We start from the raw sequence: 25,203 nt of genomic DNA, 5'->3' as shown, positions 1-25,203 counted from the left end.
TCGGCGAACCGGTCGACCTGCTGCGCAACCTGGTCGCCCACCACCTCGATCCGGCGGGCGTCCCGCTGCTCGCCCCGTTGCCGGCCACCCGCGCGGTGCCCCACCAGCTGCCTCCCGCGGCAGGGCGGTTCGGCGGGCGTGACCGCAGTGACCCCATTGGCCCTCGCCGCGAAGGCGCGTCGTGGCCGTGCGGCGGTCAGGCCGGAGACGGCACGGAGTCCGTGGTCGCCGGCTCGGCCGGGCTCTCCCCGCCGGCGTCGGCCTCGCCGCCGAACCGCTCGCGCAGCTCCTCGACGGTGTCGACGATCCGGCCCAGCTGGTCCAGCACCGCCCGGTGCGTGGCCCGGATGGCGGCGGCTTCCTCCTCCGCGCGGGAGATGACGAGCTGAGCGTCCCGCTGCGCGGTGCGGTCGGTTTCCGCGGCGGCGCTTTCCGCCTCGGCGACGGTCTTTTCCGCGGCCGCCAGCAGCGCCTCACGCTCCTTACGAGCCTGCTCCTTGATCTCCGCGGCCTCCGATTTCGCGACCTGGAGGATCTTGTCGATCCGCTTGCCCAGCCCGGCGGCATCGTCCGGCTGGGGCGTCCGGGGGGCCGGCACTTGCGCCTTGGCCAACCTGCGCTCCGCGACCCGCCGCGCCTTCTCGTGCCGATCCACCCGCTTCTCCGCGACCCGCACGTACTCGTCCACCTGCCGGCGGTCGTACCCTCGCAGAACGATCGGGAACCGGACGTCGGACTCCGGCGCTGCCTCGGGTTCGGAAACCGTGTTCTCCATGCCCCGATTGTCGCCAAGGTCGAGGTCACCGGCAATCCGAAAAACCCCTATCGGTGCGCCAAACCACTTTCGGTGGAATAACCCGTTCTTTCAGGCAAGAAAAGCGGGGGACGCCATCACCCGGTCGGGACGTTTATTTTGCTTTCCCGGCCATAAGGTGCATGCCGCAGGACCGTCTTGCGCCTTCGATCGAGGTACTGCGACGTCGGGAAGCTGGGCATGCGCCGAGGCGCCCGGCGACGCCGGCCGACTGACTCATCAGTCAGTCTGGCTTCGCAACTTCCCTCAACCACAAGCTTCCCCGCTCGGATATTGCGATTATCGCAAGGTGGGGTTACCGTCTCCTGGCATGGACGAAACCGCCGAGCTGCGGGACCGGGTCCGCGGCCTGGTCAAGGCCGTGCCGGGGGCCCAGCGGGAGTTCGCGGCCGCGATCGGGCTCGACGAGACGAAGCTGTCCAAGGCGCTGAACGGCACCCGCCGGTTCTCGCCGCACGAACTGGTCCGCGTCGCCGAGCACTGCGGCGTCACGGTCAACTGGCTGCTCAACGGCAGCGACGACGCGGTCACCGTCACGGCGGTGCCCGCACCCGCCGCCCGCCCGGTGAGCGACGATCCCGACCACCTCGCCCAGTCCGAGCCGCGCCGTCGCATCCTCGAGACGGCCTGGGCACTGATCGCCGAACGCGGCTACCACAAGGTGCGCATCGCCGACATCGCCCAGGCGTGCGGGACGAGCACCGCCACCATCCACTACCACTTCCCGAGCAAGACCGAGGTGCTCAACGAAGCGTTGCGGCGCAACGTGAAGCTCGCCTTCGACCGGCAAGTCGCGGAACTGCACTCCATCGAGGACGCGCACGAGCGGCTGCACCGGCTGGTCGAGCTGCAGCTGCCGACCGACGGCGTCCTGCGTGCCGAGTGGTCGGTGTGGCTGCAGGTGTGGAACGAGGTTGCGCTCGACCCGTCGTTCCGATCGCTGTACCACGACTCGATCGGCCGCTGGGAACGCACGATCGCCATGACCATCCGCTCCGGCCGCGAGCAGGGCGTGTTCTCGGTGGCCGACCCGGACGCCGCGACCACCCGGCTCACCGCGCTGATCGACGGCCTCGGCATCCAGGTGCTGACCGGCCGCCCGGGCAGCACGGCCGAGAGCATGCGAGAACACCTGCACGACTTCATCGAGAGGTCCATCGTGAAAGGGGACTGATGAACCACGAGGTCATCGTCACCTGTGCCCTCACCGGGGCCGGGGACACCGTCGGCCGGAGCCCGCACGTGCCCGTCACGCCCGCGCAGATCGCCGCGAGTGCCGTCGAGGCCGCGAACGCCGGGGCGGCCGTCGTGCACATCCACGTCCGGGATCCCGAGACCGGGGCACCGTCGCGGGACGTCCCGCTCTACCGCGAAGTCGTGCGCCTGGTGAAAGAGTCCGGTGTGGACGTCGTGGTCAACCTGACCGCCGGCATGGGCGGCGACCTGGTGATCGACCAGGAGGACCCGCTCAAGCCGGTCGACGGCACCGACCTCGTGAACGCGATGGACCGGCTGCCGCACGTCGAAGAGCTGCTACCGGACATCTGCACGCTCGACTGCGGTTCCCTCAACTTCGGTGAGGGCAGCCAGCTCTACGTGTCCACACCGGACATGCTGCGCGCCGGCGCCAAGCGGATCCAGGAACTCGGTGTCAAGCCGGAGCTGGAGATCTTCGACACCGGGCACCTCTGGTTCGCGTCCAAAATGGTCGACGAAGGCTTGATCGACGCTCCCCCGCTCTTCCAGCTCTGCATGGGCATCCCCTACGGCGCGCCGGTCGATCCCGGGCTGCTGCAGGCGATGGTCCGGCTGCTGCCGGACGGCGCGCAGTGGGCGTCGTTCGCCGTCGGGCGGGACCAGATGCCGTGGGTCGCGCAGTCGGTGCTGCTCGGCGGGCACGTCCGGGTAGGACTCGAGGACAACCTCTACCTGGCGAAGGGTGTGAAGGCGACCAACGGGCAGCTCGTGGAGCGCGCCGTCGGGATCGTGCAGGACCTCGGCGCCACCGTGGCAAGCGCTTCCCGCGCCCGCGAGATCCTCGGCCTGAAGGAGCGCGTCCATGCCTGAGACGATCGCGTGCGTCGGCGCCGGCGTGATCGGCGGTGGCTGGGTCGCGCACTTCCTCGCCCAGGGCTTCCACGTCCGCGCCTGGGACCCGGCGCCGGACGCCGAGGCGAAGCTGCGACGGCTGGTCGACGCCGCTTGGCCCGCGCTGACCTCGCTCGGCCTCGCCGAGGGCGCGAGCCGGGACAACCTGGGCGTCGTGGCCACCCTCGCCGATGCGGTCGCCGAAGCGACCTTCGTCCAGGAGAGCGCCCCCGAGGACCTCCCCCTCAAGCAGAAGCTCCTGGCCGAGATCGACGCGGCCACCCCGGCCGGGATCGTGATCGCGTCCTCGACGTCCGGCTACGGCATGACGGCGATGCAGGCCGACGCCGTGACGCCGGAACGCCTGGTCGTCGGGCATCCGTTCAACCCGCCTTACCTGATCCCGCTGGTCGAGGTCGTCGGCGGAAAGCGCACCGAAGCGTGGGCGGTCGAGCACGCCGCGGCCTTCTACCGGCGGGTCGGCAAGACCGTGATCACCATGGACCGCGAGGTCCCGGGCTTCATCGCCAACCGGCTGCAGGAGGCGCTCTGGCGCGAGGCCCTGCACATGGTGGACCACGGCGAAGCCACCGTCGAGCAGATCGACACCGCCATCACCGCCGGACCGGGCCTGCGCTGGCCCGTCCAGGGCCCCATGCTCACCTTCCACCTCGCCGGCGGTGAGGGCGGCATGGCGCACATGCTCGATCACTTCGGCCCGTCGCTGAAGGCGCCGTGGACCCGCCTCGAAGCACCCGAGCTGACGCCGGAACTGCGTGACGCGGTCGTCGAGGGCTGTGAAGACGAGGCCGGCGACCGCACGATCGCCGATCTGATCGCCGAGCGCGACCGGGCGATCATCGCCGTCCAGCGGGCCGTCGAGGAGGCACGCGATGGCTGAACTGTCCTACCACGACCGCGTCCGTCCGGAGTGGATCGACTACAACGGCCACCTGTCCGAGCCGTACTACGTCCTGGTCTTCGGCGACGCGACAACGCACCTGATGGACACTGTCGGCCTCGGCCCGGAGCGCAGCGGTTCCTCGCTGTACACCGTCGAAGCCCACGTCCGGTACCTGCGCGAAGTCGGGCCGGACGCCGAGCTGGCCGTCACCACGTCGGTGGTCGGCCTCGGCGCGAAGAAGGTCCGCCTCTGCCACGAGATGCGGGTCGCGGGTGACCTCGTCGCCACCGAGGAGATCCTGGCGATCCACGTCACGGACTCGAGAGCTTCGCCGCTTCCCGACGACGTCGCGGAGCGGCTGCGCGTACACCTCGGACCGGTCCCGGACTACGCGGGGCGCGCCATCACCTGACCCGAACACCCGCTCCCACCGGAAGTCCCCACCATGGAAGAGCGATGTAGGCCATTCACCCGACGAAGGTTCCTCGGCGTCACCGGCGTCGCGCTGCTGGCCGCCGGGTGCGGGGCGACGTACGCCGCGCCGGCGCCGACCGGGCCGCCCCGCGCCGGGGGCACGCTGCGGGTCGGCGTCACCGGCGGCGGCGCATCCGACACCCTGGACCCCCACACCCCGGCGACCAACCCGGACATCGCGCGGGCCATCAACCTGTACGAGCCGCTGCTGAACCGCGACCACGACTACGAACTCCAGTTCCTGGTGGCGCAGTCGCTGACGTCGTCCCCCGACGCCCGGACGTGGACAGCGGTGCTGCGCGACGGCGTGAGGTTCCACGACGGCCGCCCGGTGACGCCGGCCGACGTCGTCGCGACCTTCAAGCGGATCATGGACCCGGAGGACCCCAAGAGCGGCGCGGCCGGGCTGACCATGCTGGCCGAGGTGGCGCCGAGCGGCGACCGGGCCGTCGAGTTCCGGCTGAGCTCGCCCGACGCGGGGTTCGACGACCTGCTCGGCCAGTACTCGCTCGGCATCGTCCCGGCGGACTTCGACGTCAAGCGCCCGATCGGGACCGGCCCGTTCAAGGCCGGCTCGTTCACGGCCGGGCAGCAGAGCACGTTCACCCGCAACGAGCACTACTGGCGCCCCGGGCAGCCCTACCTCGACGAGCTGGCGCTGATCAACTTCGCCGACGACGACGCCCGGATCAACGCGCTGCTCTCGTCCCAGGTGGACGCCATCGACCAGGTGCCGGTGGCGCTGGTGGACGTCCTGCGCAGCGACCCGCGGATCGAGGTGCTCGCCGCCGAGACCGGCACCTGGCTGCCGTTCACCATGCGGGTCGACCGGCCGCCGTTCGACGACGTCCGGGTGCGCCAGGCCATGCGGCTGGTCGTCGACCGGGAGCAGATGATCAACCAGGTCCTCAGTGGACAGGGCCGGCTCGGCAACGACCTCTACGCGCCCTTCGACCCGGCCTATGCAAAGGAGCTCCCTCAGCGCAAGCAGGACGTCGAGAAAGCGCGGCAGCTCCTCGCCGCGGCCGGGCACTCCACTTTGGATGTGGAACTGGTCACCGCGCCGATCCAGGCGGGCGCGGTGGAGGCGGCGCAGGTGTTCCAGCAGCAGGCCAAGGCGGCGGGCATCACCGTCCGGATCCGCAAGCTGGACACCACGACCTTCTACGGCGAGAACTACCTGTCCTGGGACTTCGCGCAGGACTTCTGGTACACCCGCAACTACCTCCCCCAGGTCGCCTCCGGCACGCTGCCGAAGGCGCCGTACAACGAGACCCACTGGCAGGACCCGGAGTTCGTCGACCTGGTCACCCGGACGAGTTCCACAGTGGACCCGGCCGCCCGCGCGGGCCTGCTGAAACAGGCGCAGAAGATCGAGTACGAGCGGGGCGGGCTGATCGTCTGGGGCTTCGTCAACCAGGTCGACGCGCACCAGAAGTACGTCGCCGGGCTCGTTCCGGACCGCACCGGGATCTCGCTGAGCGGTTACCAGTTCCGCAACGCCTGGCTCTCCCGCGACGAAGGAGGCGTGAGATGACACGGCTGATCCTGCGCCGGCTGCTCGTCAGCGTCCTCGTGCTCTGGGTGGTGTCCCTGCTGGTCTTCGTCGCGACGCTGCTGCTGCCGGGCGATCCCGCGCGAGCCATCCTCGGCCAGCAGGCCACCCCCGAGCGGGTCGCCGCGCTGCAGCACCAGCTGCACCTCGACCTGCCCGTGTGGCAGCGCTACCTCGACTGGCTCGGTGGCCTGTTCACCGGCGACCTCGGCACGTCGACGTCCACCCAGGGCCCGGTGACGGCGTTGCTGGGCGACCGGATCTCGGCGTCACTCGTGCTGCTGGTCGTCGCCGCGGTGACGGCCACCCCGCTCGGCCTCGGCCTCGGCACGTGGAGCTCGATCCGCCGCGACCGCGCCGCCGACCAGGTGGTCTCGGGCATCAGCCTGGTGATCGCCGCGCTGCCGGAGTTCGTCATCGGCGTCGCGCTGGTCGTGCTGCTCTCGACGACGGTGTTCAAGATCTTCCCGTCGGTGACGATCACCGCGCCCGGCGAGGCGGTGTGGGACGAGCCGGCCCAGCTCGTGCTGCCGGTGCTGACCCTCGTGCTGGTCGTGACGCCCTACATCACCCGGATGATGCGGGCGACGATGAACGAGGTCCTCGACAGCGGGTACGTCGAGATGGCCCGGCTCAAGGGCGTGCGCGAACGGACCGTGCTGGTCCGGCACGCGCTGCCGCACGCGATCGGGCCGGTCGCCCAGGTCGTCGCGCTGCAGCTGGCGTGGCTCGCCGGCGGGGTCGTGGTCGTCGAGTTCCTCTTCCGCTACCCCGGGATCGGCCAGGCGCTCATCGACGCGGTCGGCAAGCGGGACGTCGCCGTCGTCCAGGCGATCACCCTGCTCATCGCCGCGGTGTACATCGTCGTGAACCTGCTCGCGGACGTCGTCGGCATCCTCGCCGACCCGAAACTACGCACGGAGGCAGGCCGATGACCGCCGTCGAACTCCCCGGGACCGTCACCGAAGCCGCGCCGCCGGCCCGCTCCGGCGGGCTCTTCCGGACCGCGTGGGGATTCCCGCAGGCCAAGATCGGCACCGGGCTCACTCTCGCCGTGGTGCTCATCGCGCTGCTCGGACCGTGGCTGGGGCCGGTGCTCACCGGGCACACCACCACGGACTTCGCCGGGAAGCCGTTCAAGCCCGACGGGGTCGCCGGCACCGACGGCCTCGGCCGCGACGTGCTCACCCGGTTCCTCGCCGGCGGGACGACGTTGCTGCTCTACGCCGTGCTGGCCACCGTGCTCGGGATCGTGCTGGGCGCGCTGCTCGGCATGGTCGCCGGGTACGGCGGCGGCCGGTTCGACAGCCTGCTGATGCGCGGCAACGACGTCCTGCTGTCCTTCCCCCAGCTGGTGATCGCGCTGCTCGCCATCGCGGTGATCGGGCCGGAAGGCTGGCTGCTGGTGCTGGTCATCGGGCTGACCCACGCGCCGCGCACGGCTCGCGTCGCCCGGCAGGCGACGGTCGCCGTCCGCGGCCAGGACTACATCCGCGCGGCCGAGATGTACGCCGTGCCCCGGTCGCGGATCCTGCTGCGGGAGATCCTGCCGAACATCACCGGGCCGCTCATGGTGGAGATCGGGCTGCGGCTGACCTATTCGATCGGGTACATCGCGTCGCTGTCGTTCCTCGGCCTGGGCATCCAGCCGCCGTCGGCCGACTGGGGCCTGATGATCAACGAGAACCGGATCGCGCTCGTCGTCCAGCCCTGGGGTGTGCTCCTGCCGGTGCTGGCGATCGCCGCGCTCACCGTGGGGACCAACCTGGTGGCCGACGCCCTGGCCTCGGCCGCCGCCGGCCGGAAGCGGGAGGCTCGCGCATGAACGCCGCTCTCGAGGTCACCGGGCTCGCAGTCCGCACGACGGCCGGGGTGCCCGTTTTGGACGACGTGTCCTTCGCCGTGGCTCCCGGCGAGGTCTTGGCCCTGGTCGGCGAGTCCGGCTCCGGCAAGACCACCGCCGGGCTGGCCGCGCTCGGCCACTTCCGCCGCGGGCTCGCCGTGTCCGGTGGCCGGATCACCGTGTGCCCGCGTGGCGAGGATTTCGTCGACGTCCTCGCGCTCGACACCGCGGCGCGACGGAAGCTGCGCGGCAGCACGGTCGCCTACATTCCGCAGGATCCGGCGTTGTCGCTGAACCCGGCGCTGCGGATCGGGCTGCAGATCGCCGAGGTCCTGGAAACGCACGGCTTCCCGGGCTCGGTCGAGGACCGCGTCGCCGAGGTCCTGGCCGAGGTCGGGCTGCCGGCGGACCCGGCGTACCGGCGCCGCTACCCGCACCAGCTCTCCGGCGGGCAGCAGCAGCGCGTCGGCATCGCGATGGCGTTCGCGTGCCGCCCGGCCATGGTGGTGCTCGACGAGCCGACCACCGGGCTCGACGTCGTCACGCAGGCCCTGGTGCTGAAGACCGTCCGGGCGCTGACCGCCGAACACGGCGTCGCCGCCCTGTACATCACCCACGACCTCGCGGTGGTCGCCGAGATCGCCGACCGCGTCGCGGTGATGTACCACGGGAGCATCGTCGAGTGCGGGCCGGCCGCGTCGGTGCTGCGGAGTCCGTCGCACGCCTACACGCGGCGGCTGCTGGACGCCGTGCCCGATCCCGACGCGGTGGTCGCACCTCCCCCCGCGGCCGAGCCCGTGCTCGCGACGAAGGGCGTGACCGTCTCCTATGGACAGCACGTGGTGCTGCGCGGGGTCGACGTCTCGGTCGCGCGGGGCGAGTGCCTGCTGCTGCTCGGCGAATCCGGGTCCGGCAAAACGACACTGTCGCAGTGCATCGCGGGGTTGACCAGCTCCTACTCCGGGACGATTTCCCTGGCGGGCACCGGCCTGCCGGCGTCCACTCGGCAGCGGTCCGACGAGCAGCGGCGCCGGATCCAGTACGTGTTCCAGAGCCCGTTCTCCTCGCTCAACCCGCGCAAGACGGTGGCGCAGTCGATCGAGGTGCCCTTGACGCGGCTGACGTCGATGTCGCGGGCGGAACGCCGCGAGCGCGTTGCCGAGGTGCTCGACCGGGTCCGGCTCGGGCGGGCGCCGGCCGACCGGCTGCCGGAGCAGCTCAGCGGGGGCGAGCGGCAGCGGGCCGCCATCGCCCGTGCCCTGGTGACGACGCCGGACGTCTTGGTGTGCGACGAGGTGACGTCCGCGCTGGACGTTTCGGTGCAGGCCACGATCGTCGAGCTGCTCGGGGAGCTGCGTCGTGAGCTCGGGATGGCGATGCTGTTCGTGACGCACAACATCGCGCTGGCCGGCGAGGTCGCCGACCGGATCGCCGTGCTGCAGGGCGGGGCGATCGTCGAGGAAGGCTCGGTGCGAAGCGTGCTGGACGCGCCGTCGCACGCCTACACGCGGGAGCTGCTGGCCGCGACCCCGCGCTTGTGAGGGGGTCTCTTGTGAACGGCCCTCTTGTGAATGGCATGGTGGCGCCGGGCTTCGAGCCGGTGCGGGAGGCGTTCGCCACCGTGCTGGCCAAGACGTCCGGGGGCGCGGCGTTCAGCGTGGTGCGCCGGGGCGAAGTCCTCGTGGAGCTGTGGGGCGGGCCGGGCTGGACGCGGGACACGCTGGTGGTCCTGTTCTCCGGCACCAAGGGCGTGGTGGCCACCGTGATGGCGCTGCTGACGGCGCGAGGGTTGCTCGATCCTTCCGAGCGCGTCACGACGTACTGGCCGGAGTTCCGTGCCGAAGCTCGGGTGTCCCACGTGCTGTCCCACACGGTGGGGCTGCCGTACGTCGAGGCGGAAGTGTCCTTTCCGGACAACCGGGCGAACGCCGCGGCCCTGGCGGCCCAACGGCCACTGTGGACGCCCGGGTCCCGGGTCGCCTACCACGCGACGACCTACGGGTACCTCTGCACCGAGCTGATCCGCCGGGTGACCGGACAGAACGCGGGCGCGGTCGTGCGTGCCCTGCTGGGCGGCTTCGACCTCCACCTCGGCACGCCCGCGGCCGAGGACCACCGCGTGGCACGGCTGACGCACTCGCCGGACTACCGGATCAGCACGTTCCTGCACGACCCCGAGCGGCGGAAGATCGTGGAGCGGATGTACCGCGGGCTCCTGGAGCCCGACACGATCAACTCGGCCGGGTACCGGCGCGCGGAGCTCGCGGCGGGCGGCGCGACCGGCACGGCCGCGGCGATGGCACGGCTCTACGACCGGATCTGCGCGGGCCTGGTCCCCGCGCCGGTCCTCTCGGCGGCGACCCGCGAATGGTCGTCGGGCACGGACGTGATCAACGACCGCCCGCTCCGCTTCGGCCTCGGCTACGAGCTGGCGGACGCCATCGGAACCTACGGTCCGGCCCCGGTCGCGTTCGGCCACTCCGGCGCGGGTGGTGGGCGACACGGCGCGTGGCCGGAGGAGGGTCTCGGGTTCTCGTTCACGACGAGCGAGCTGCAGTCCGAGGACACGGACGAGCGCGGTTCCCTGCTGCTGACGACGCTGGCGGGTTGCCTTTGACGCTACTTCGCGGGCGGGATCGCCGCGGTCGACCCGCGCACCAACAAGCTGGTGTGGAGCAAGGACAGCGAGTGGTCCCTGGCCCACGGCAACGGCATCCTGACCACCGACGGCGGCGTGATGTTCCAGGGCGGCCCGGACGGCAACCTCCTCGCGATGAACGACGTCGACGGCCGCGAGCTGTGGCGCTTCCAGTGCGGCGCCGGCGTCCACACCAGCCCGATCAGCTACGAGATCGACGGCGAGCAGTACCTGGCGGTCTTCGCCGGCGGCAACGGCCTCCCCTACCCCGACATCCCCAAGGGCGACCACTTGTGGGCGTTCAAGCTCGGCGGCAAGGTCGCCCCGGCACCCGCACCGGTCCCGCCGTCGAAGCGCAACCAGATCCGCGCCGCGGCGGTGACGGCGGCGGCCGCCGAGTGCACGGTGACGCTCGGTCGCGTTTGGGACTCCGCCGCCGGCGCTCCCGGTGCGGTCGAGAACACAGTGGCCCAGACCGCGATGTCGCCGCAGAACCTGACAGTCCCGGTGGGTACGGAGATCACGATCTTCCCCCAGAACACGGGCAAGATCGTCGTCACCTGAACCAGCTGCGGCAGCGCGACGCGGGACGGTCACCGAGCTGTCCGCGGCGCGTTGTCGTAGGTCCCGCGCCGGGATCCGGACCGCTCGTGGATGATGGCGTCATGCCTGGTGAGCACCGGATCGACATCCCCGCCACGTGGCGTTATGCCGTGCATCCCCGCCGTGGCGGGATGGCCGCGCTCGAACCACTCGACGTCAAGCACGAAAGCCTCGCGGAGCTCACCGCACGGCATGTCGCCCGTGGCGTGGACCTGGACGGCAAGCGGGAGGGAGTTCTTCACCACGCGGAGACCGATCCCGCGCTTCGCGCGTTGGCGCTCTCCGCGGAGCCCAGCGTCGAGGCCGACGGCGTTCGGCTGGCGCTCGCACCGAACCCGAGCCGCGGCGCCATCGCACACAGCGCCTCCATGGCGCCGATCGACGATCTCGTCGCCGTCCGCGGGCTTGCCCATGCCACTGCCGCGTTCGTGGCGAGCTGCGCTTACTACACCGCCGATCGTGTCAGCGCGAGCGATGTCATGCCGCTGCTGCGCCACAGCGACGCAACGGACGCCGGGTACCCCGTGTGGACAGGCGCCGCCAGGCAGCTGCGGTCGATGCTGGCCGTCGCGCAGCAGGACGTGTACGACGACGCGGTCGCCCGGTTGGCCGCGCTCCGCGGCGGACTGCTGCGCCAGCGCATCGTCACGTCCTACCTCGTCCCCACCCGGCCGGAGTGGGCGGCCGCGGATCTCGACGATCTCCCCGGTGGCTACTGGGGATCACCGGAACTGCTCTTCTACAGCATGGCGACGGCCGAGCAGTTGTCCCGATGGCACATGAGCTCGCTGGAACAGTTCGTCACGGCCTTCGACGCGGCCGGCGAGGACGTCGTGCCACTGCTGCTCCGTCAGCTGGACCGGTCACGCTGGGCGCCGGACGTCCGGCGCGACGTCCTCGAGGTGCTGACGCGTATCCCGACGGACGCGGCGTTCGGCGGACTGCTGCACCGCATGGACCTTCCGGCGGTGCCGGGTGGGGTGCGTGCCGCGGCCGACAGGTTCCCTGGACGCGCGGCGCGGCTGCTCGGCGCGCATCGGGACGGTGACTTCATCGACGTGTTGCTGCTACGTCAAGTGCGCAGGCACCCGGAAGTCCCTGAGGCCGGGCAGTTCACCCGCCGTCCGGAGGCGCCGCCCGAGGCCGTCCCGAAGCTGCTCGCGTCGCCGCCGTGGGATCGTGAACCGCCGGCCCGGGTCACGGTTGCCCCGGTCGCGGTCGAGCCTCGAGTCGTCTGGCAGGACGGTGAACAGGAACGCTGGGCGTACGACTGGCGAGCGTTCCGGTCCGAGGAAATGCGCGTGCATCTCCCGCTCGCCGAGAAAGGCGTTGCTCCGCCGGAGTTCTACATCAGGGCGCCGGGCGGTATCGTCCGTCCGCTGCTCGCTCGGTGGCAGGCCGAATCGGCCTCGTTCTACCTCGAGAAGCCGCAAGTGGTGGTCGCCAAGTACGAACTTGCCGCGCTGGACCCGTTCTTGCGGCTGGCTCGCAAGAAGCCGGTTGTCGGTGCCCCACTGCTGATGCCTTACCTCGCCGTTGAGGTCGCCGAGCTGATGGCGGGCTGGCTGACCCGGTCACGCCAGTTCCGCCCGGTCGCGCAGGAATGGTTCACCCGCCACGGCGCCGGCGCCGCCGCACTGCTCGTCCCGGCCGCGCTCGGCGCGGCGCGCGCGCAGGCGACGACCGCCGCGCTGGCCCTCAGCCGCCTCGACGCGGACGACGTACGGGCCGCAGCGAAAGACCTCGGCTGCGTCGAGGCCGTGGAGACGTTGCTCAGCCGCGACCCGCTCGACTTCGTGCCCGCGAAGATCCCGGCCGTACCGAAGTGGGCGGACCCTCGTCATCTACCGCAGGTCCTGCTGGCCGGTGGCGAGTACGCGCTGCCGGCCGAGCCGACCGCCGCACTCCTGCGCATGATCGCGATGTCCCAGCTCGAGGCGCCCTACGAGGGCCTGCGAGTGATCGCCGGACACTGTGACCCGGCGAGCCTCTCGGCTTTCGTCTGGTCGCTGTACCGGCTCTGGGAGGCCGAAGACAGGCCGTCGAAGGACGCGTGGGCCATGAACGCCCTCGGCTACTTCGGTGACGACACCGTCGCCGGCCGGCTGGCACCGCGCATCCGGGCGTGGCCGTCGGAAGGCGCGGCGCCACGGGCGAAGCGCGGCGCTGACGTGCTGGCCGCGATGAACACCGAGCAGGCTCTCGGCCACCTGTCGGCATTGGCGCGCAATGCCAAGTCCGGGCCCTTGCGCCGCCACGCCGCTGCCGCGCTCGACCGCGTCGCCACGGACCACGGGCTGCTGCCCGAACAGCTCGACGACCTGCTGGCGCCGGATCTCGGGCTGGACGGTGGTCAGGTCGAGTACCGGACCGTGTCGTACGCCGTCGACCTCGGCGGCACACGCGAACTCGTGCTGCGGGATCCTTCCGGAGCCAGGCTCAGCGCGTTGCCCAAGGCGGCGAACGACGAGGAGAAGGCGGCGGCATCGGCGTGGAACAGCCTGCGCCGTAAAGCAAAGCCGATGATCGCCGACCAGGTCGCGCGCCTGGAGGAAGCGATGGTCGTGCAGCGCCGATGGTCCGGCGGCGACTTCCGGTCCCGGATCTCAGCGCATCCGCTGCTGGGCCGGCTCGCCCGCGGGTTGGTGTGGGCACTCGACGACCGGACCGCGGCCGTCGACGCCCTCGGCGACCTGGTCGCCCCGGATGGCGGGCTGACCGGCGACGGCACGTGGGTCCGGCTCGCCCACCCGGCGGTCGACGACTTCACGCCGTGGGCCGACTGGCTCGCTCAGCGCGGTGAGCAGCCGTTCGTCCAGGCCGGGCGCGAGGTGTTCGCCGGCGAGGACCCGTCTGCCTACTGGCAGCGGACGGTCGCGGCCGCGAAGCTGTCCGGTCTTGTCCGGCGGGGCTGGCAGTGGGCACCGAGCGGCCACAAAGCCCTGCGGCATCAGCTGTTCCGGCCGTTCGGCCCGGAAGGTCGGGTGGCACTGACCATCGACCCGGGAACGTCGGCGGTCGCGGACCCGAAAGCGGAGCCCGGGCAGACGATCACCGAGATCACCTTCGAGTCCGCCGCGGGCGAGCTGGGCGTCTTCAGTGACCTGCCACTCGTCACCCGCTCGGAGCTGATCCGGTCCCTGCGTTCTCTCGACTAGTACCTCGCCTGCGCCGGTCCAGCGGCCCGCCCACCGCGGGTCCTCCTCGGTCGGGTCCGACGAGGACCCGCGGGACCTCAGTGGGGCAGGACGAGGTGGTCGGCGATGGCGTACAGCTCCGCCCGCGCGCTGGGGCCCGCGACGGCGATCGGCGCGTCGTGAACGGCCTTGAGGATCCAGAGCGTGCGGTAACCGTTCTCGTCCACGTAGCGGGTCGCGTGTCCCTGGACCGGTTCCCCCGCAGTGCCGTGCACCCGGCCGGACTCGCCGACGCGCACCTGGACCGGCGGCAGGGTGCTGCACGTGCCCACCGAGTAGCTCGTGCTGCCCTTCTCGACGTCGAACGCGCACATCCGCAGGCCGTCCGGCAGCTTGCCGAGGCCGAACGCCGGGGTGACGGCGGCAGTGCCCGGGAAGGCGACATTCTCCGCGACGCGGCGGCCCGCGTCGATCAAATGCTGCTCCGACGCCGTACTGCCCGGCTGCGCGGCCACGTTGACGTAGAGCGAGCCGCCACCGGGGTGGGTCAGGTACATCTCGTAACCGCCCGGGCCGCCGGAGTGCGAGCTCTCCACGCCGGCCCGCCGGCCGATGGTGACGGGCCGGCCCGGACCGGACTTGAAGGCGGCCTGCCCGACCGGCATCATCCGCGTTTCCTGCACGTCCACGAGCAGGACCTGACGCCCGGCCGTGACGGTCAGCATGTACTCGCCGCCGTACACCGGCTTGTCGGGGTTCGCCGCGCTGCCACCGATGTTGATCCGGCGCGCGAGGTAGTCGGCCTTGCCCGGCGGCAGCCAGCCGAGCGAGTAGGGCATGGTCAGCTCCGCGACGGCCGCCTCGGCCGGCGCCTTGACGGCGGCCGGACCGCCGGTCTGGCTGGTGCCCGTGGCCACCTGGCTGTCGTGCGCGGGCCGGTTCAGCGCGACGACGGCGACCGCGGCCAGGACGAGCAGGACCACCCCGGCGCCGGCCGCGAGCGGACGGCTCGGCGCGGCGCGCCTGCGGTCGAGGCGCTGACGCGTGGCCGCCAGCACCTGGGCGCTGTCGGGGGCGTCGTGCTCGTGGTCGGTGAAGGTGTCCTTGATCAGGTTCTCGATGTCCATCAGCTCTCCTTCGCCTGGGCCATCCGGTCGATGCTCAGGCCGTGTCGCAGGGTCGTCAGGGCTTTGCGGGCGTGGGCCCGCACGGTGGCCCGGGCGCAGCCGAGCAGGTCGGCGATGTCGGCGTCGGCGAGCTGCTCGTAGTACCGGAGCACCACGACCGCGCGCTGGCGCCGGGGCAACCGCGCCAGGCGCTGCCACATGTCCTCGCGTGCCGCGTGGTCCGACGCGAAGTCATCCGGCCGCGCCTCCTCCGGCGGGTCGCCCACGGCGATCAGCCCTGCCGACCGGCTGCGCCGCCAGGACAGGTAGCCGTTGGTCACCATCCGCAGGACATAACGGTCGGGGTGCTCGGCGTCGCTGATCCGTGACCACCGTCGGTACGCCTTGACCAGCACGTCCTGCACCAGGTCAGCGGCCTGTTCCCGCTCCCCGGTCAGCATCGTCGCGTAGCGCAGCAGCCGCGGCAGGTGCGCCCGGACGAAGTCCTCGTGGTCAGCCATCACCATGAAGACTGCTCCGATGCACGATCCGTGTACCTCCACGCACAACCTTCTTGCGAATCTGCGCACGCCGGAGGGCCCGCCGGAGGGGTGCTCCGGCGGGCCGTTCGAGGTGGAACGGTCAGGCAATGCTTCAGGGTCGGCCGGGTGAGCACGCCGCCGTCGCTCCAGGACCTGGCCCACCGCGCTGCGCAGTGGTTCATCCAGCTCGCTGAGCGCGGCTCAGGACCCCTTGATCCGTTCGATGAGCTCGTCGCGGTACTCCTGCACCGCCTGAAACTCCGGTTCGTCGCCGGTTGCCCGCTTCAACGCGCCTTCCAGGATCTTCAACCCCTGGCGTTCGTCGCCGCGCGCGTCCGCCTGCCTGGCGGCGTTCTCCAGGGCTTTGGCGAGCTTGGTCCGCGCCTCGGGTTCCTTGGCGGCCTTGTGGATCCGGATCCAGTTGCCACCCGGATCGACGACGGTGAACCCGGTGTACCGATCGTTGCGCAGCCGCGGCCGGGTCATGCGCGGGATGCCGGAGACGAGCAGTTTTCCGTGCACGGAACGCATCCCGGCCGCGAAGGCCTCGAACAGCTCGCCGGTGTCCGCCACGATGACCAGGCACGTGCTGTACGACTGCGCCGGGTCGTAGCCGTCCATGCCGAAGAAGTGCAGGTTGATGTCTTCCCGTCGCACCGCGACGTGCGGGTTCGGCCGCGTCTGCCGATAGGTGACCTCGAAGCCGAGCATCTCGTAGAACGCCGCGATCTCGTCGATGGAAGGACAGGGCAGGAGCGGAATGGTCAGTTCGTTCGCCATTGCCCGAAGCTAAGCCCGGACCCGCCGAAACGACACCGAGCTATTTGCTCGTGCGAACGGTTGCATCCAGGGACCGGCGAGAGCGACCAGGGCGCACACGTAGTCCAGCCCGCTCGCCGCGACGATGATCACCGGCCGGGATCACCGCAGACGCCGGGCGGCCCCGCGCCACGATCACCACATCGCAGACGACGCGTTGATCACCCCGACCGCCTCCTGCCCGCCAGCCGACACCGGACGCTGCCGACCGCGGCTTCGTGGGAGAATGACGTCATGCGCGAGTTGATCTACTTATCGGAACGCAAACTCCGTTCATTTCAGCCCGATAAGTCGAAACTCGGGTTCCTCCGCCGATTCCGGGAGGCGGAAGTCAAGGGACCGCTGGGCATAGGTGGCAAGCTGGCACTATCCGAGGACACCAGTCGGCGACTGGGTGCATTTCGAGGCCCGCGTGAACTACCGAATCATGGACATCAAGGTACGCCGACGAGGCGTCGATTCAGTATCGGCTTTGCTCTTCTGGGCTGTTCCCGACGAGCGCAACAGCTCAACTCGTCTTCTGCTACACGGCGCCGCAGAGCACCTTGAAAGGGACGCAGCTGCCGGACCACCCAGCAGAGGTCAGCTGTCGCTGGGCCTGTCGACCGCTTATGACTTCGTTGATCTCGTGCAGATGCTTGAGGGACGACCTGGTCGCGAAGTCGACGGCTGGCAAGTCGCGAAGTTGCTCGACAGGCTGGAGGGGGAAATTCCCGACGACTTCGCCGCATGGATGGCGGGGTATGCCCGGGTGACCGCGAATGTATCAACGCCGTCCGCTGATCCGAAAGCGGTCCATCGCATTCTTGTGGCCAGCCCCCTGTACGTAGAACTTGCAGGACGGCCGTGACCCGACACGTCAGCGCTCTCTGCCGGACGGCCAAGTCCCACCCTTTTCGGGGAAGGCGGCGATTCGCCGTCGTTGTCACCGGCGAATTCCCCGATCACTATCACCACAGCACCGATCATCACGGCTGCCAGGGTGATCGCGAACCTGCGCATCGCCTGGCCGAAAGGCCGCCTGCCTCGCCCGAGCGCCGCCGCTGCGTCGGGGTGATCACCAGCTCGGTGGCCGGTCGTGACGGTTGAGCCGGGCTGTCGTAGGCCTGCCGGACCCGCTGGGACGGGAACGCCCAGGGATCCGACGGACGGCGCCGGACCGGCGATCGGATCACCGCGTTGTGCCGTGTTCGTCGGCGCGGTCTTCTCTCGCAACGGCGTCGGTGACGTCGTCAGCGGCCCGTTCTTCGCTCCCGGTGGCTGCCGATACCTCGATCCGCACTCCCACAGCGCGCGGTCCGCGGTCCGGATCCTGTTCCAGCACGAGCCGGTCACCGCCCAATGCGGCGGCGAGCATGCCGCGCCGTTCATGGGTGCCGGAGCCGTCCCACTGGGCCGCCAGCGTCGAAACCGCGCCGGCTTGCAGGTCCGGCGGTGCCGCACCCGTCACCAGCACCTCCCGTTCGGCGGCGAAGTCCGAGACCTTCCTCCCGAGTGATGCGACGTAGTCGTCGAGGCTGTTCCTGGCCTCGGACCGGCCACAGCGATAGCGCCGGCGCGAATACCGCAGAAGCCCCTTGCGGGTTTTCCGTTCGGTGCAGTAGGAAATCGAAGACCGGAGCGCGGCGATCTCCTTCTCCACCCGCGCGAGCCGCATGGCCACCCGTTGCGGGGTGAACCGGGGATCGGCGAGCCGTTCGACGGTGAAGTCCCGCAGCAGCGGATCGACCTCCGTCACGTCGATGCTCGTCCGCCCACATCCGCCGTCTTCCCCTCGGCAGCGGTAGACGGACCGCGACTTCGTGTGTGCGCTCGCGTAGTAGCGGTGCGCGGTCAGGGCCGTGCCACAAGATCCACAGTGGACGAAGTCCGCACCGAGGTGGAGATGGCCCGCCGTGCCCGGTTCACCGCGGAAGAACGCATGCAACCGGGAGTCGATCTGATCGCCGCCCGAATCGTTGTCCACGTCCGGACGCTACCGCGAGAGCTCGGGGACGGGTCCCGGGTCAACGGGACAAAGCGGCGATGAGCGGGCCAGGTCAGGGTTGTAGGAAGTGCCTTGCAGGATGACGGTGGTTGCGCCGCCCGCGACCAAGTCGGTGATCAGGGCGCGGGCCTGGTCGCCCAGAGCCGGGAAGTTCTGTTCGATCTCCGCGAAAGCGATGACCTCCGGCGCCGGCCGGCCCGCGGCTGAGTCGCTCGCTCCACGCCAGCGCGGCCGCAGCCGAAGTCAGGCCGCCTTCAAAGAAGCAGTCCTCCCGCAACCACAGATCGTCGATGCCGGCCTCGTCGGCCGCGACCACGGTCTCCCGCAGCTCCTCCGGCGGCAACTCCGGACGGAACACCACGCCCATGCGAACTTCGGAGGTAGGCGGGAAGCACTCACGGCCGGTCCAGGCCCGCGTCCGCCAGCAGGCCGTCGAGAGCGTCGATGCCGAGCACGAGCGCCCCGCCGGGCTCGGTGGCCACCACGACACCCACGACCTCACCGGACTCGTCCAGCACCGGCCCGCCCAGGTCGGCGGGCACCCGAAGTCCGATGTGGAACAGGCGGGCACCGGCCGCCGGTTCGAACCGGTCGACCAGGCCGGTGCTGTCCCCGGCCGTCCGCACCGGGTCCCCGACCCGCACGAGCGAGGGGTAGCCCAAGGACAGTGCGGGCGGCTCGACCGGGTCGGCCAAGCGGAGCACCGCCGCCTCGTGAACTTTCGGGCCGGGCAGGTGGATCCGGCTCACGTTCCTCGTGCCGGACCCGGTGACGACGACGGCGTCCGCGGTGAGCCCTGCCCGGTGGGTGACCACGAGCCGCTCGGAGACGAGGAACCCGGCACGGGACTCCTCTCCCACCCGGACCTGGACCAGCGCGGACCGCACGTCCACGGGCGGCTCGGCCCGGCGCAATTTCCGGTAGCCGTCGAGATCGCCGGTCTCGGCCAGGCAACGGGCGTACCGCCGTCGGTCGTCGGCGTCCGGCGGCGGCTCGTCGAGCGCGGCGAGCGCCTGCCGGTAGTCCCCGGCCGCGTACAGCGCCCGGAACCGGTGCAGCGGATCGGGGTCGGTCAACGCCAGCCGCACCAGGACGGCATTCCAGCGGGCGATCCTGGTCGCCAGGTCGCGCAGCGCGGTCATCCGCAGTGTCAGTTCACCGGTCAACCGCGTGGTTTCGGCGAAATCGGTGTCGAGCGCGCCACCGGGACGGTCGAGGTGGCTCAGCGCCGCGACGGCGGCCTCGCGCACCGACTGCCGCGCCAGACGCAGATCGAGCTCGGTCTGGTCACCTTCGTTGAACATCTCCACCAGGACACCGGCGTCGTCACCGCCGGCCCCGGGCACGTGACTGTCCCGCCGGTGCCGGAACTCCTGCCACGCCGCGTCGCTGTCGTCGTCCATTGTGGACGCGGTCAGTTCCCGCAGCCGGTAGCGGAGATCGGCGAGCTCTTCCTGCCGCTGCTCGATTTCCCGTTGCCGCTCGTAGCTGCGGGCCAGTTCGGCGATCTCCCGCGGCGAAAGCAAGGTGGTGTCGGCGATCTCGATCGAGCCGGCCCGGCCCGTGGCCCGGTCCCGCGCCCTCACCGAAAGCACGCAGCTGGCGTCGATCTCGAAAGTGACGTCGATCTGGGGCACGCCCTTCTCGGCGGGCGGGATCCCGGACAGCTGGAACTGGCCGATCTTCGACTCCTGGTCGAGGCCACCGTTGAAGATCTCGATGCGGACCACGGACTGGTTGTCGTCGCGGGTGGTGAACACGTCCGAGCGCGTCACCGGGATGGTCGTGTTGCGCGGCACGAGCTCGGACAGGCTCTCGCGGTCGTGCTCGTCGTGCACCCGGATCCCCAGCGACAACGGCGTCACGTCGAGCAGCAGGATGTCGTCCAGGGACCCGTCGCGCATCGCGCCGAGGAGCGCGGCGCCACCGGCCACCGCGGTCCGCGGATCGGACACCACGGTCCGGCGCAAGCCGAACGCCCGTTCCACCGTTTCCCGCACCAGCGGGGAAAACATCGGGCGGCCGACCAGCACCAAGTGCTCCGGGCGGGTGGTGACCGACGAGCTGAACCCGGCGCAGACCTCGTGCAGGTGCGCCAGCTGCCCGGTCAGGATGCCGGCCAGTTCGGCGCGGGTCAGCTCCAGGCGGACGTCGCCGTCGCCGAGGCCGCGCAGTTCGCACTCGGCGTGTTCCCGCGCGGACAGCTCGACCTTCAGGCGCTCCGCGGCGATCGCCAGGCGCCGCCGCGGCGAACCGCCGGCCGGCACCGCGACGCCGCGCTGTTCCAGGCGGTCCGCCAACGCCGTGGTGATCGCGGCGTCGAAGTCCTTCCCGCCGAAGCTGCTGTCCCCGCCCACCTCCCGCACGTCGTAGACGTTCTCGCCGACGTCCAGCAGGCTCAGGTCCAGCGTTCCCGCGCCGAGGTCGACGACGGCGATCGCGCCGCCGAGCCGCCGTTCGCGCGCGGCGGTGACGCACGCGGCCGTCGGCTCGTGGATCAGCCGGACGAGGTCGACCCCGGCGATGCGGCAGGCCGCGCGCGTGGCGGCTTTCTGGTTGTTGGTGAAGTAGGCCGGGATCGTCACGACCACCCGCGACCGCTCCAGCCGCATGTCGTGGTGCTGCTCGGCCCATGACAGCCACTCCGGCCGTACCGCGCCGAGTTCGCCGGCGGCCAGATCCGCGACGCGCTCCCGCACCCGGCCCGACAGGAAGGTCTCGACCAGGCTCCGGGCGTGCCGGACGAGGCGGGCGGCGACCTCCTCCGGGCGGAAAGTGCGGTCACGGACCTTGAAGACCGTGCCGCGGCCCATCTTCCGCTTGGCGGCGTCGATGTGGCCGACCAGCCACGGCGCGAGCGTTTCCTCGCCGTGCAGGCCGACCAGCTCGGTGCCGTCCCGGTCGAGGCTCACCGTCGAGGCGAAGTGCACCTCGCCCTTCCACGGGCAGAACACCGGTTGCCGCGTCTCGGTGTCGTAGACGGCCGCGGCGCAGGTCGTGGTGCCGAGGTCGAATCCCCAGATGCCGCTGTACCGTGCGTCGACGTCCGCACGAGCCTGGGCGACCCACGCCTGCGCGCGCTCCTCGAACCGGACGCGTTCGCGCGCGCCCAGCGCGTCAAGCGCCTCGGTGACGCGCGTGGTCAGGTCCGGCGGCACCAGGCCGTCGTCGACGAGCCCGCGCAGCACGTCCGCGGCCGGGGACGCAGTGCCGCGCGCCTCGATCGCAGCGAGGCAGCGCCGCACGAGTTCGTCGTGGTCACCGGTCTTGCGCAGGCATTCGGCCAGCCGGATGTCGTCGGCCGCGGCGTCGCCGAGCCGGCGCACGAGACAGTCCGCCGCGGCGGCGAACCAGCCGGCCGCCAGGTACAGCGGGACGGCCCGCTCCAGCTGCCCGGCGCGGTCGTACAGCCCGGCCGCGCCGGCCGCGTCACCCCCGGCCTCGCACGTCTCGGCGCGGGCGGCGAGTGCGTCCGGCGTGTCGTCGTCCCGCAGCACCCGGACGGCCTCGCCGAACCGGCCGGCGCGCCGGAACAGCTGGTGGGCGCGGAAGAAGTCGCCGCCGTCCTCGGCCCTGGCGGCCGCCAGGGCGTGCTCCCCCGCCGCCTCCTCGACCCGGCTCCACGCCCGGAGGACGTCCCGCCGGTCGCCGCCGTGGCGCAGGCGCTCGCCGAAGTGCCTGCGCATCACGCCGAGGAGCGTGGCACGCAGGTCGGCCAGCGCCGCCCGGTGCCCGGCGGGTTCGCCGTGGTCGAGGACCTGCTGCAGTTGCCGGGCGGCCTCGGCGAAGTCCTCTCCCTCGATCAGCCGGTGGACTCCCGCCACGAGACGGTCCACGAGCCCGTCGATCCGTTCGTCCTGCCCGGGCGGGCACGTCACCAGTGCCTCGGCGAACAGGCCGAGCGCTTCCGCGTACCGGCCGGCGCCGGACAGCAGGTCGGCCAGCCGCCCACACAGGGCCGTGACGACGTCACCTCGTTCACGCGCCAGGGCAAGCCCGGCGGTCACGTCGTCGATCTCCGCACTGGCCAGGCAGACGTCGAGTGCCTGCCGTTCCTGTTCGGGCGTACCGGCCAGCCGGACGGCGGCCGCGCCGTGCCCGAGGAACCGCCGGACCTCGAACTGCTCCGGAACCAGTTCGGGTGGCAGATGCGCGAAGAACAAGCGCCACAGCTGCTCGTCCTCGGCGAAGTCCCCGGCCGTGTGGCCGCGCAGGACCCGGGTCACGACAGCACGGTCGAGCACACCCAGCGCACGCCACCGGTCGAAGGTGCGCACGATCGACGCGGCGTCCGTGAGCAGTTCGGCCAGCCGGTCCCGCGCGCGGAGTTGCGGCCCGGCCAGGCCCAGCCGCGTCGCCACCTCGAAGACGACCGCCACCGCGTCGCGGTCCGAGCCGGCCGGCCAGGACTCGTCGACCGCTTTCAGCGGGTAGCGCTCCGGCGGGATCCGATGGTCGTAGCGCCGGAAAAGCTCGTCGGCCTGTGCGCTGTCGAGGCGCAACGCCAGTCGCAAGGCGGTGGCGTAGGCGCGGACCGCGCGGTCGGACGGCGGGCCGCCGCCGGGTGGTTCGGGAAAACCCGCCGCGAGCCGTGCCGTGGCGCGCGCCAGCCGGCTCGCCGGGCCGCCACCGAGCAGATCGCGGAGCACGACCGCGCTCATCCCGGGAACAGCGGTGGCTCGGGGAGCTCGAGCCATTCCAGGTCCATCGGCACCAGCGTCGTCGACAGCACCAGCTCGCGAAGCAGGTTCACGGTCAGGGTCAGCCCCACCGGCTCCCCCACCTCCTCCCGCCGCAACCCGTGCACCCCGGCGTCGGAGAGCCGTTGCCGGACCCGGGAAACGAGGTGCTCGACGCGCTTGGCCGTCCAGTTCTCGTGCGGCCGTCGTTCGGCGAGCTCGGCGGCCGCCTGCTGCCGGGACAGCGGCAGCGGGTGGGGGTCGTAGCCGAGGTAACGCTGCCCGAGGACCGCCAGCACGAGGTGCTCCTCCGGGGACAGCCGCCAGCGTTTCGGCGGCGCCGTCGGGTGGGTCGGGCGGCGCGTGGCGACACCGGCCTCGCCGTCGGACACGAGCAGCTCCAGCACGTGCTCGCGGGTGCCGCGCAGGAACAGCGCGGTGTAGCCGTCGGCCAGCGGCAGCGGTTCGCTGTCGCGGTGCAGCAGGACGCTGTCGGACAGCCGGATCGGCGAGCGGCCGGTGTTGCTGAGCCACCAGCGGTCCCGCTCGCGCAGGAGCAGCCCGTGGACCCGGCTGATCCGCACGTCTTCCTCGCCGACGCAGACGTCGACCTCCAGCCGGTTGCGCCCGAAGGTCACCCGGTTCCCGGGCGACGGCGGCACCGCGACGCCACCGGTGACGGTCAGCGCGCTCAACGTGCCCGGCACGGTGTCGGCGACGCCGTGGCGCAGGCTGCGCCGGCGGTGCGGGTCAAGACGTCCGGTGGTCACGGCCACCTCCGTTCGTAGGCGCCGATGTCGAAGCCCGCGCCGGCGGGCCGGGCGACGCCGTCGAGATCGAACCCCGGGGCGTGCTCGGGGCTGCCGGCATCGACCGCGGCCGAGTCCTCGGCGAGGCGGTAGTCACCGCGGGCCGGATCGGCGAATCCGGGGTTTCCGGCGAGGTTGTAGTCGGCGGCGAACGGCCCGGTGTCGACCGGGCCGTCCCCGAACACGTTGTTGCGCAGGAGATTCATGCCGGCGAACCGGTCGGCGCCGATCAGCAGGGAGCCGCGGGCATTGCCGGCGAAGGTGTTGTTGACGATCTTCAGGTCCCGCATCGTGCCGGTCGACTCGACCCACAGGCTCAGGCCGGCCTGCGCGTTTCCGGTGGACAGGTTGTCGACGACCCGGATGTTCGAGAGAAGCCAGCTTTCCGAATAGTCCTCGACGGCGAGCCCGATCCCGGCCTTGGTGCCCTCGCGGGTACCGCCGACGACGTTGGCGTAGACGTCCACTGTGGATGAAGAATCGACGTAGATGTCCGGCCCGCGGTTGCCGGTGACGACGTTGTGGTGGATCTTCACCCGCGCGGCGTCGTCGTACTTGACGTCGATGCCTTCCTCGCCGTTGTCGTGCACGCGGCAGCCGGACACCTCGACGTCCGACGAGCCGGAGGCGACGCTCAGCGCTTCGTGGTCGGCCGAGGTGCCGCGGGAGTTGGTGCCGCGGATGTCGCAATCCACGACGCGCACCCGCCGGGTGCCGACCAGCACGAGCCCGCCGTCGCGGGAGCCGTCGACGCCGAAGCGGTCGAACACGAGGTCGTGTGCGCCTTCGGCGTAAACCCCGAAGCCGGTCGAGCCGGTCACGGTCACGTCGGTGAACTCGAGCCAGCTGTGCCTGCCCACGGCCAGGCCGCCGGCGCCGGTCAGCACCGCGGTGCCGCCGATGCCGGTGAACCGGATGGGGTGGCCGGGGGCGCCGCCGCGGTGGACGGTCAGCCCGCCTGGGTAGCTGCCCGCCTCGATCGCGACGGTGTCCCCCGGCCGGGCCGCGTCGGCCGCGGCCTGGACGCTGGGGTACGTCCCGTGCGGCCCGACACGCCGGGTGCGCGGTCCCGGTCCGGCGGCCCCCTCGGCCGTCGGACCGGTGGCGGCCGCCACCAGGAGCGCCACGCCGGCCAGTACCCGTATCGACACTTCTCGTCCCGTCTCCTCCGGCCGTTTCCGGCACCCGCTCTTTCTAGCCGGGGG

The 25,203-nt window shown here is 71.4% G+C and carries 20 protein-coding genes; 12 read left to right on the top strand and 8 right to left on the bottom strand.

The genetic code is table 11. The features are described from left to right. Positions 1-196: 196 nt before the first annotated feature. A complete protein-coding gene (locus tag ACZ4TR_RS30620) occupies positions 197-775 on the bottom strand; it encodes a DivIVA domain-containing protein (RefSeq protein WP_465290698.1) in 579 nt (192 codons plus the stop codon). Positions 776-1,124: 349 nt separating this feature from the next. Here ACZ4TR_RS30620 and ACZ4TR_RS30615 point away from each other — a divergent pair, with 349 nt between their 5' ends. The 11 genes from ACZ4TR_RS30615 (at position 1,125) to ACZ4TR_RS30565 (ending at position 14,077) form a co-directional block, all read left to right on the top strand. Then, a complete protein-coding gene (locus ACZ4TR_RS30615; RefSeq protein ID WP_465290696.1) occupies positions 1,125-1,988 on the top strand; it encodes a TetR/AcrR family transcriptional regulator in 864 nt (287 codons plus the stop codon). Next, complete coding sequence (locus ACZ4TR_RS30610) at positions 1,988-2,881, top strand: beta-keto acid cleavage family enzyme (RefSeq protein ID WP_465290695.1); 894 nt, start codon at positions 1,988-1,990, stop codon at positions 2,879-2,881. The genes ACZ4TR_RS30615 and ACZ4TR_RS30610 overlap by 1 nt, the downstream gene beginning before the upstream one ends. Further along, the gene (locus tag ACZ4TR_RS30605; protein ID WP_465290693.1) at positions 2,874-3,803 is read left to right on the top strand and encodes a 3-hydroxyacyl-CoA dehydrogenase NAD-binding domain-containing protein; all 930 of its coding nucleotides are present in this window, start codon (positions 2,874-2,876) and stop codon (positions 3,801-3,803) included. The genes ACZ4TR_RS30610 and ACZ4TR_RS30605 overlap by 8 nt, the downstream gene beginning before the upstream one ends. Then, a complete protein-coding gene (locus ACZ4TR_RS30600; RefSeq protein ID WP_364515935.1) occupies positions 3,796-4,218 on the top strand; it encodes a thioesterase family protein in 423 nt (140 codons plus the stop codon). The genes ACZ4TR_RS30605 and ACZ4TR_RS30600 overlap by 8 nt, the downstream gene beginning before the upstream one ends. Positions 4,219-4,251: 33 nt before the next feature. After that, complete coding sequence (locus ACZ4TR_RS30595) at positions 4,252-5,817, top strand: ABC transporter substrate-binding protein (RefSeq protein ID WP_465290691.1); 1,566 nt, start codon at positions 4,252-4,254, stop codon at positions 5,815-5,817. Next, complete coding sequence (locus ACZ4TR_RS30590; protein ID WP_465290689.1) at positions 5,814-6,770, top strand: ABC transporter permease; 957 nt, start codon at positions 5,814-5,816, stop codon at positions 6,768-6,770. Before ACZ4TR_RS30595 ends, ACZ4TR_RS30590 begins: the two co-directional genes overlap by 4 nt. Further along, positions 6,767-7,660: an ABC transporter permease gene (locus tag ACZ4TR_RS30585; RefSeq protein WP_465290687.1), complete on the top strand. Its 894-nt coding sequence runs from the start codon at positions 6,767-6,769 to the stop codon at positions 7,658-7,660. The genes ACZ4TR_RS30590 and ACZ4TR_RS30585 overlap by 4 nt, the downstream gene beginning before the upstream one ends. Then, a complete protein-coding gene (locus tag ACZ4TR_RS30580; RefSeq protein ID WP_465290685.1) occupies positions 7,657-9,219 on the top strand; it encodes an ATP-binding cassette domain-containing protein in 1,563 nt (520 codons plus the stop codon). The genes ACZ4TR_RS30585 and ACZ4TR_RS30580 overlap by 4 nt, the downstream gene beginning before the upstream one ends. A 35-nt stretch (positions 9,220-9,254) precedes the next feature. After that, a complete protein-coding gene (locus ACZ4TR_RS30575) occupies positions 9,255-10,295 on the top strand; it encodes a serine hydrolase domain-containing protein (RefSeq protein WP_465290684.1) in 1,041 nt (346 codons plus the stop codon). A gap of 18 nt (positions 10,296-10,313) precedes the next feature. Then, positions 10,314-10,880: an outer membrane protein assembly factor BamB family protein gene (locus ACZ4TR_RS30570; protein WP_465290733.1), complete on the top strand. Its 567-nt coding sequence runs from the start codon at positions 10,314-10,316 to the stop codon at positions 10,878-10,880. A 101-nt stretch (positions 10,881-10,981) separates the two neighbouring features. Continuing rightward, positions 10,982-14,077 carry a DUF4132 domain-containing protein gene (locus ACZ4TR_RS30565; RefSeq protein WP_465290682.1) on the top strand — a complete coding sequence of 1,032 codons (3,096 nt, stop codon included), beginning with the start codon at positions 10,982-10,984 and terminating at the stop codon, positions 14,075-14,077. Between the two features lie 77 nt (positions 14,078-14,154). On the opposite strand, the gene ACZ4TR_RS30560 is transcribed toward ACZ4TR_RS30565, so the two are convergent. The 3 genes from ACZ4TR_RS30560 to ACZ4TR_RS30550 form a co-directional block, all read right to left on the bottom strand. Next, positions 14,155-15,183 carry a hypothetical protein gene (locus ACZ4TR_RS30560; protein WP_465290680.1) on the bottom strand — a complete coding sequence of 343 codons (1,029 nt, stop codon included), beginning with the start codon at positions 15,181-15,183 and terminating at the stop codon, positions 14,155-14,157. Next, positions 15,183-15,683: a SigE family RNA polymerase sigma factor gene (locus ACZ4TR_RS30555; RefSeq protein WP_465290731.1), complete on the bottom strand. Its 501-nt coding sequence runs from the start codon at positions 15,681-15,683 to the stop codon at positions 15,183-15,185. Before ACZ4TR_RS30555 ends, ACZ4TR_RS30560 begins: the two co-directional genes overlap by 1 nt. A 222-nt stretch (positions 15,684-15,905) precedes the next feature. Beyond that, positions 15,906-16,484 carry a VOC family protein gene (locus tag ACZ4TR_RS30550; protein ID WP_465290678.1) on the bottom strand — a complete coding sequence of 193 codons (579 nt, stop codon included), beginning with the start codon at positions 16,482-16,484 and terminating at the stop codon, positions 15,906-15,908. A gap of 391 nt (positions 16,485-16,875) precedes the next feature. Here ACZ4TR_RS30550 and ACZ4TR_RS30545 point away from each other — a divergent pair, with 391 nt between their 5' ends. Next, positions 16,876-17,373, top strand: a complete 498-nt coding sequence (locus tag ACZ4TR_RS30545; protein ID WP_465290676.1) for an SAVMC3_10250 family protein — start codon at positions 16,876-16,878, stop codon at positions 17,371-17,373. A 321-nt stretch (positions 17,374-17,694) separates the two neighbouring features. Here ACZ4TR_RS30545 and ACZ4TR_RS30540 read toward each other — a convergent pair whose 3' ends face one another. From ACZ4TR_RS30540 to ACZ4TR_RS30525, 4 genes are all read right to left on the bottom strand, one after another. Next, positions 17,695-18,489: a recombinase zinc ribbon domain-containing protein gene (locus ACZ4TR_RS30540; RefSeq protein WP_465290674.1), complete on the bottom strand. Its 795-nt coding sequence runs from the start codon at positions 18,487-18,489 to the stop codon at positions 17,695-17,697. Positions 18,490-18,905: 416 nt separating this feature from the next. Continuing rightward, entirely contained in the window at positions 18,906-23,171 is a 4,266-nt protein-coding gene (locus ACZ4TR_RS30535) for an Hsp70 family protein (RefSeq protein ID WP_465290672.1), read from the bottom strand. After that, entirely contained in the window at positions 23,168-23,959 is a 792-nt protein-coding gene (locus ACZ4TR_RS30530; RefSeq protein ID WP_465290671.1) for an FHA domain-containing protein, read from the bottom strand. The genes ACZ4TR_RS30535 and ACZ4TR_RS30530 overlap by 4 nt, the downstream gene beginning before the upstream one ends. Then, positions 23,956-25,149, bottom strand: a complete 1,194-nt coding sequence (locus ACZ4TR_RS30525; RefSeq protein WP_465290669.1) for a right-handed parallel beta-helix repeat-containing protein — start codon at positions 25,147-25,149, stop codon at positions 23,956-23,958. The genes ACZ4TR_RS30530 and ACZ4TR_RS30525 overlap by 4 nt, the downstream gene beginning before the upstream one ends. Between the last annotated feature and the right edge of the window lie 54 nt (positions 25,150-25,203).

The organism is Amycolatopsis sp. NPDC028719, assembly GCF_055565395.1.
The sequence above is the reverse complement of the archived record's forward strand: the minus strand, read 5'-3'. Positions and strand labels throughout refer to the sequence as shown.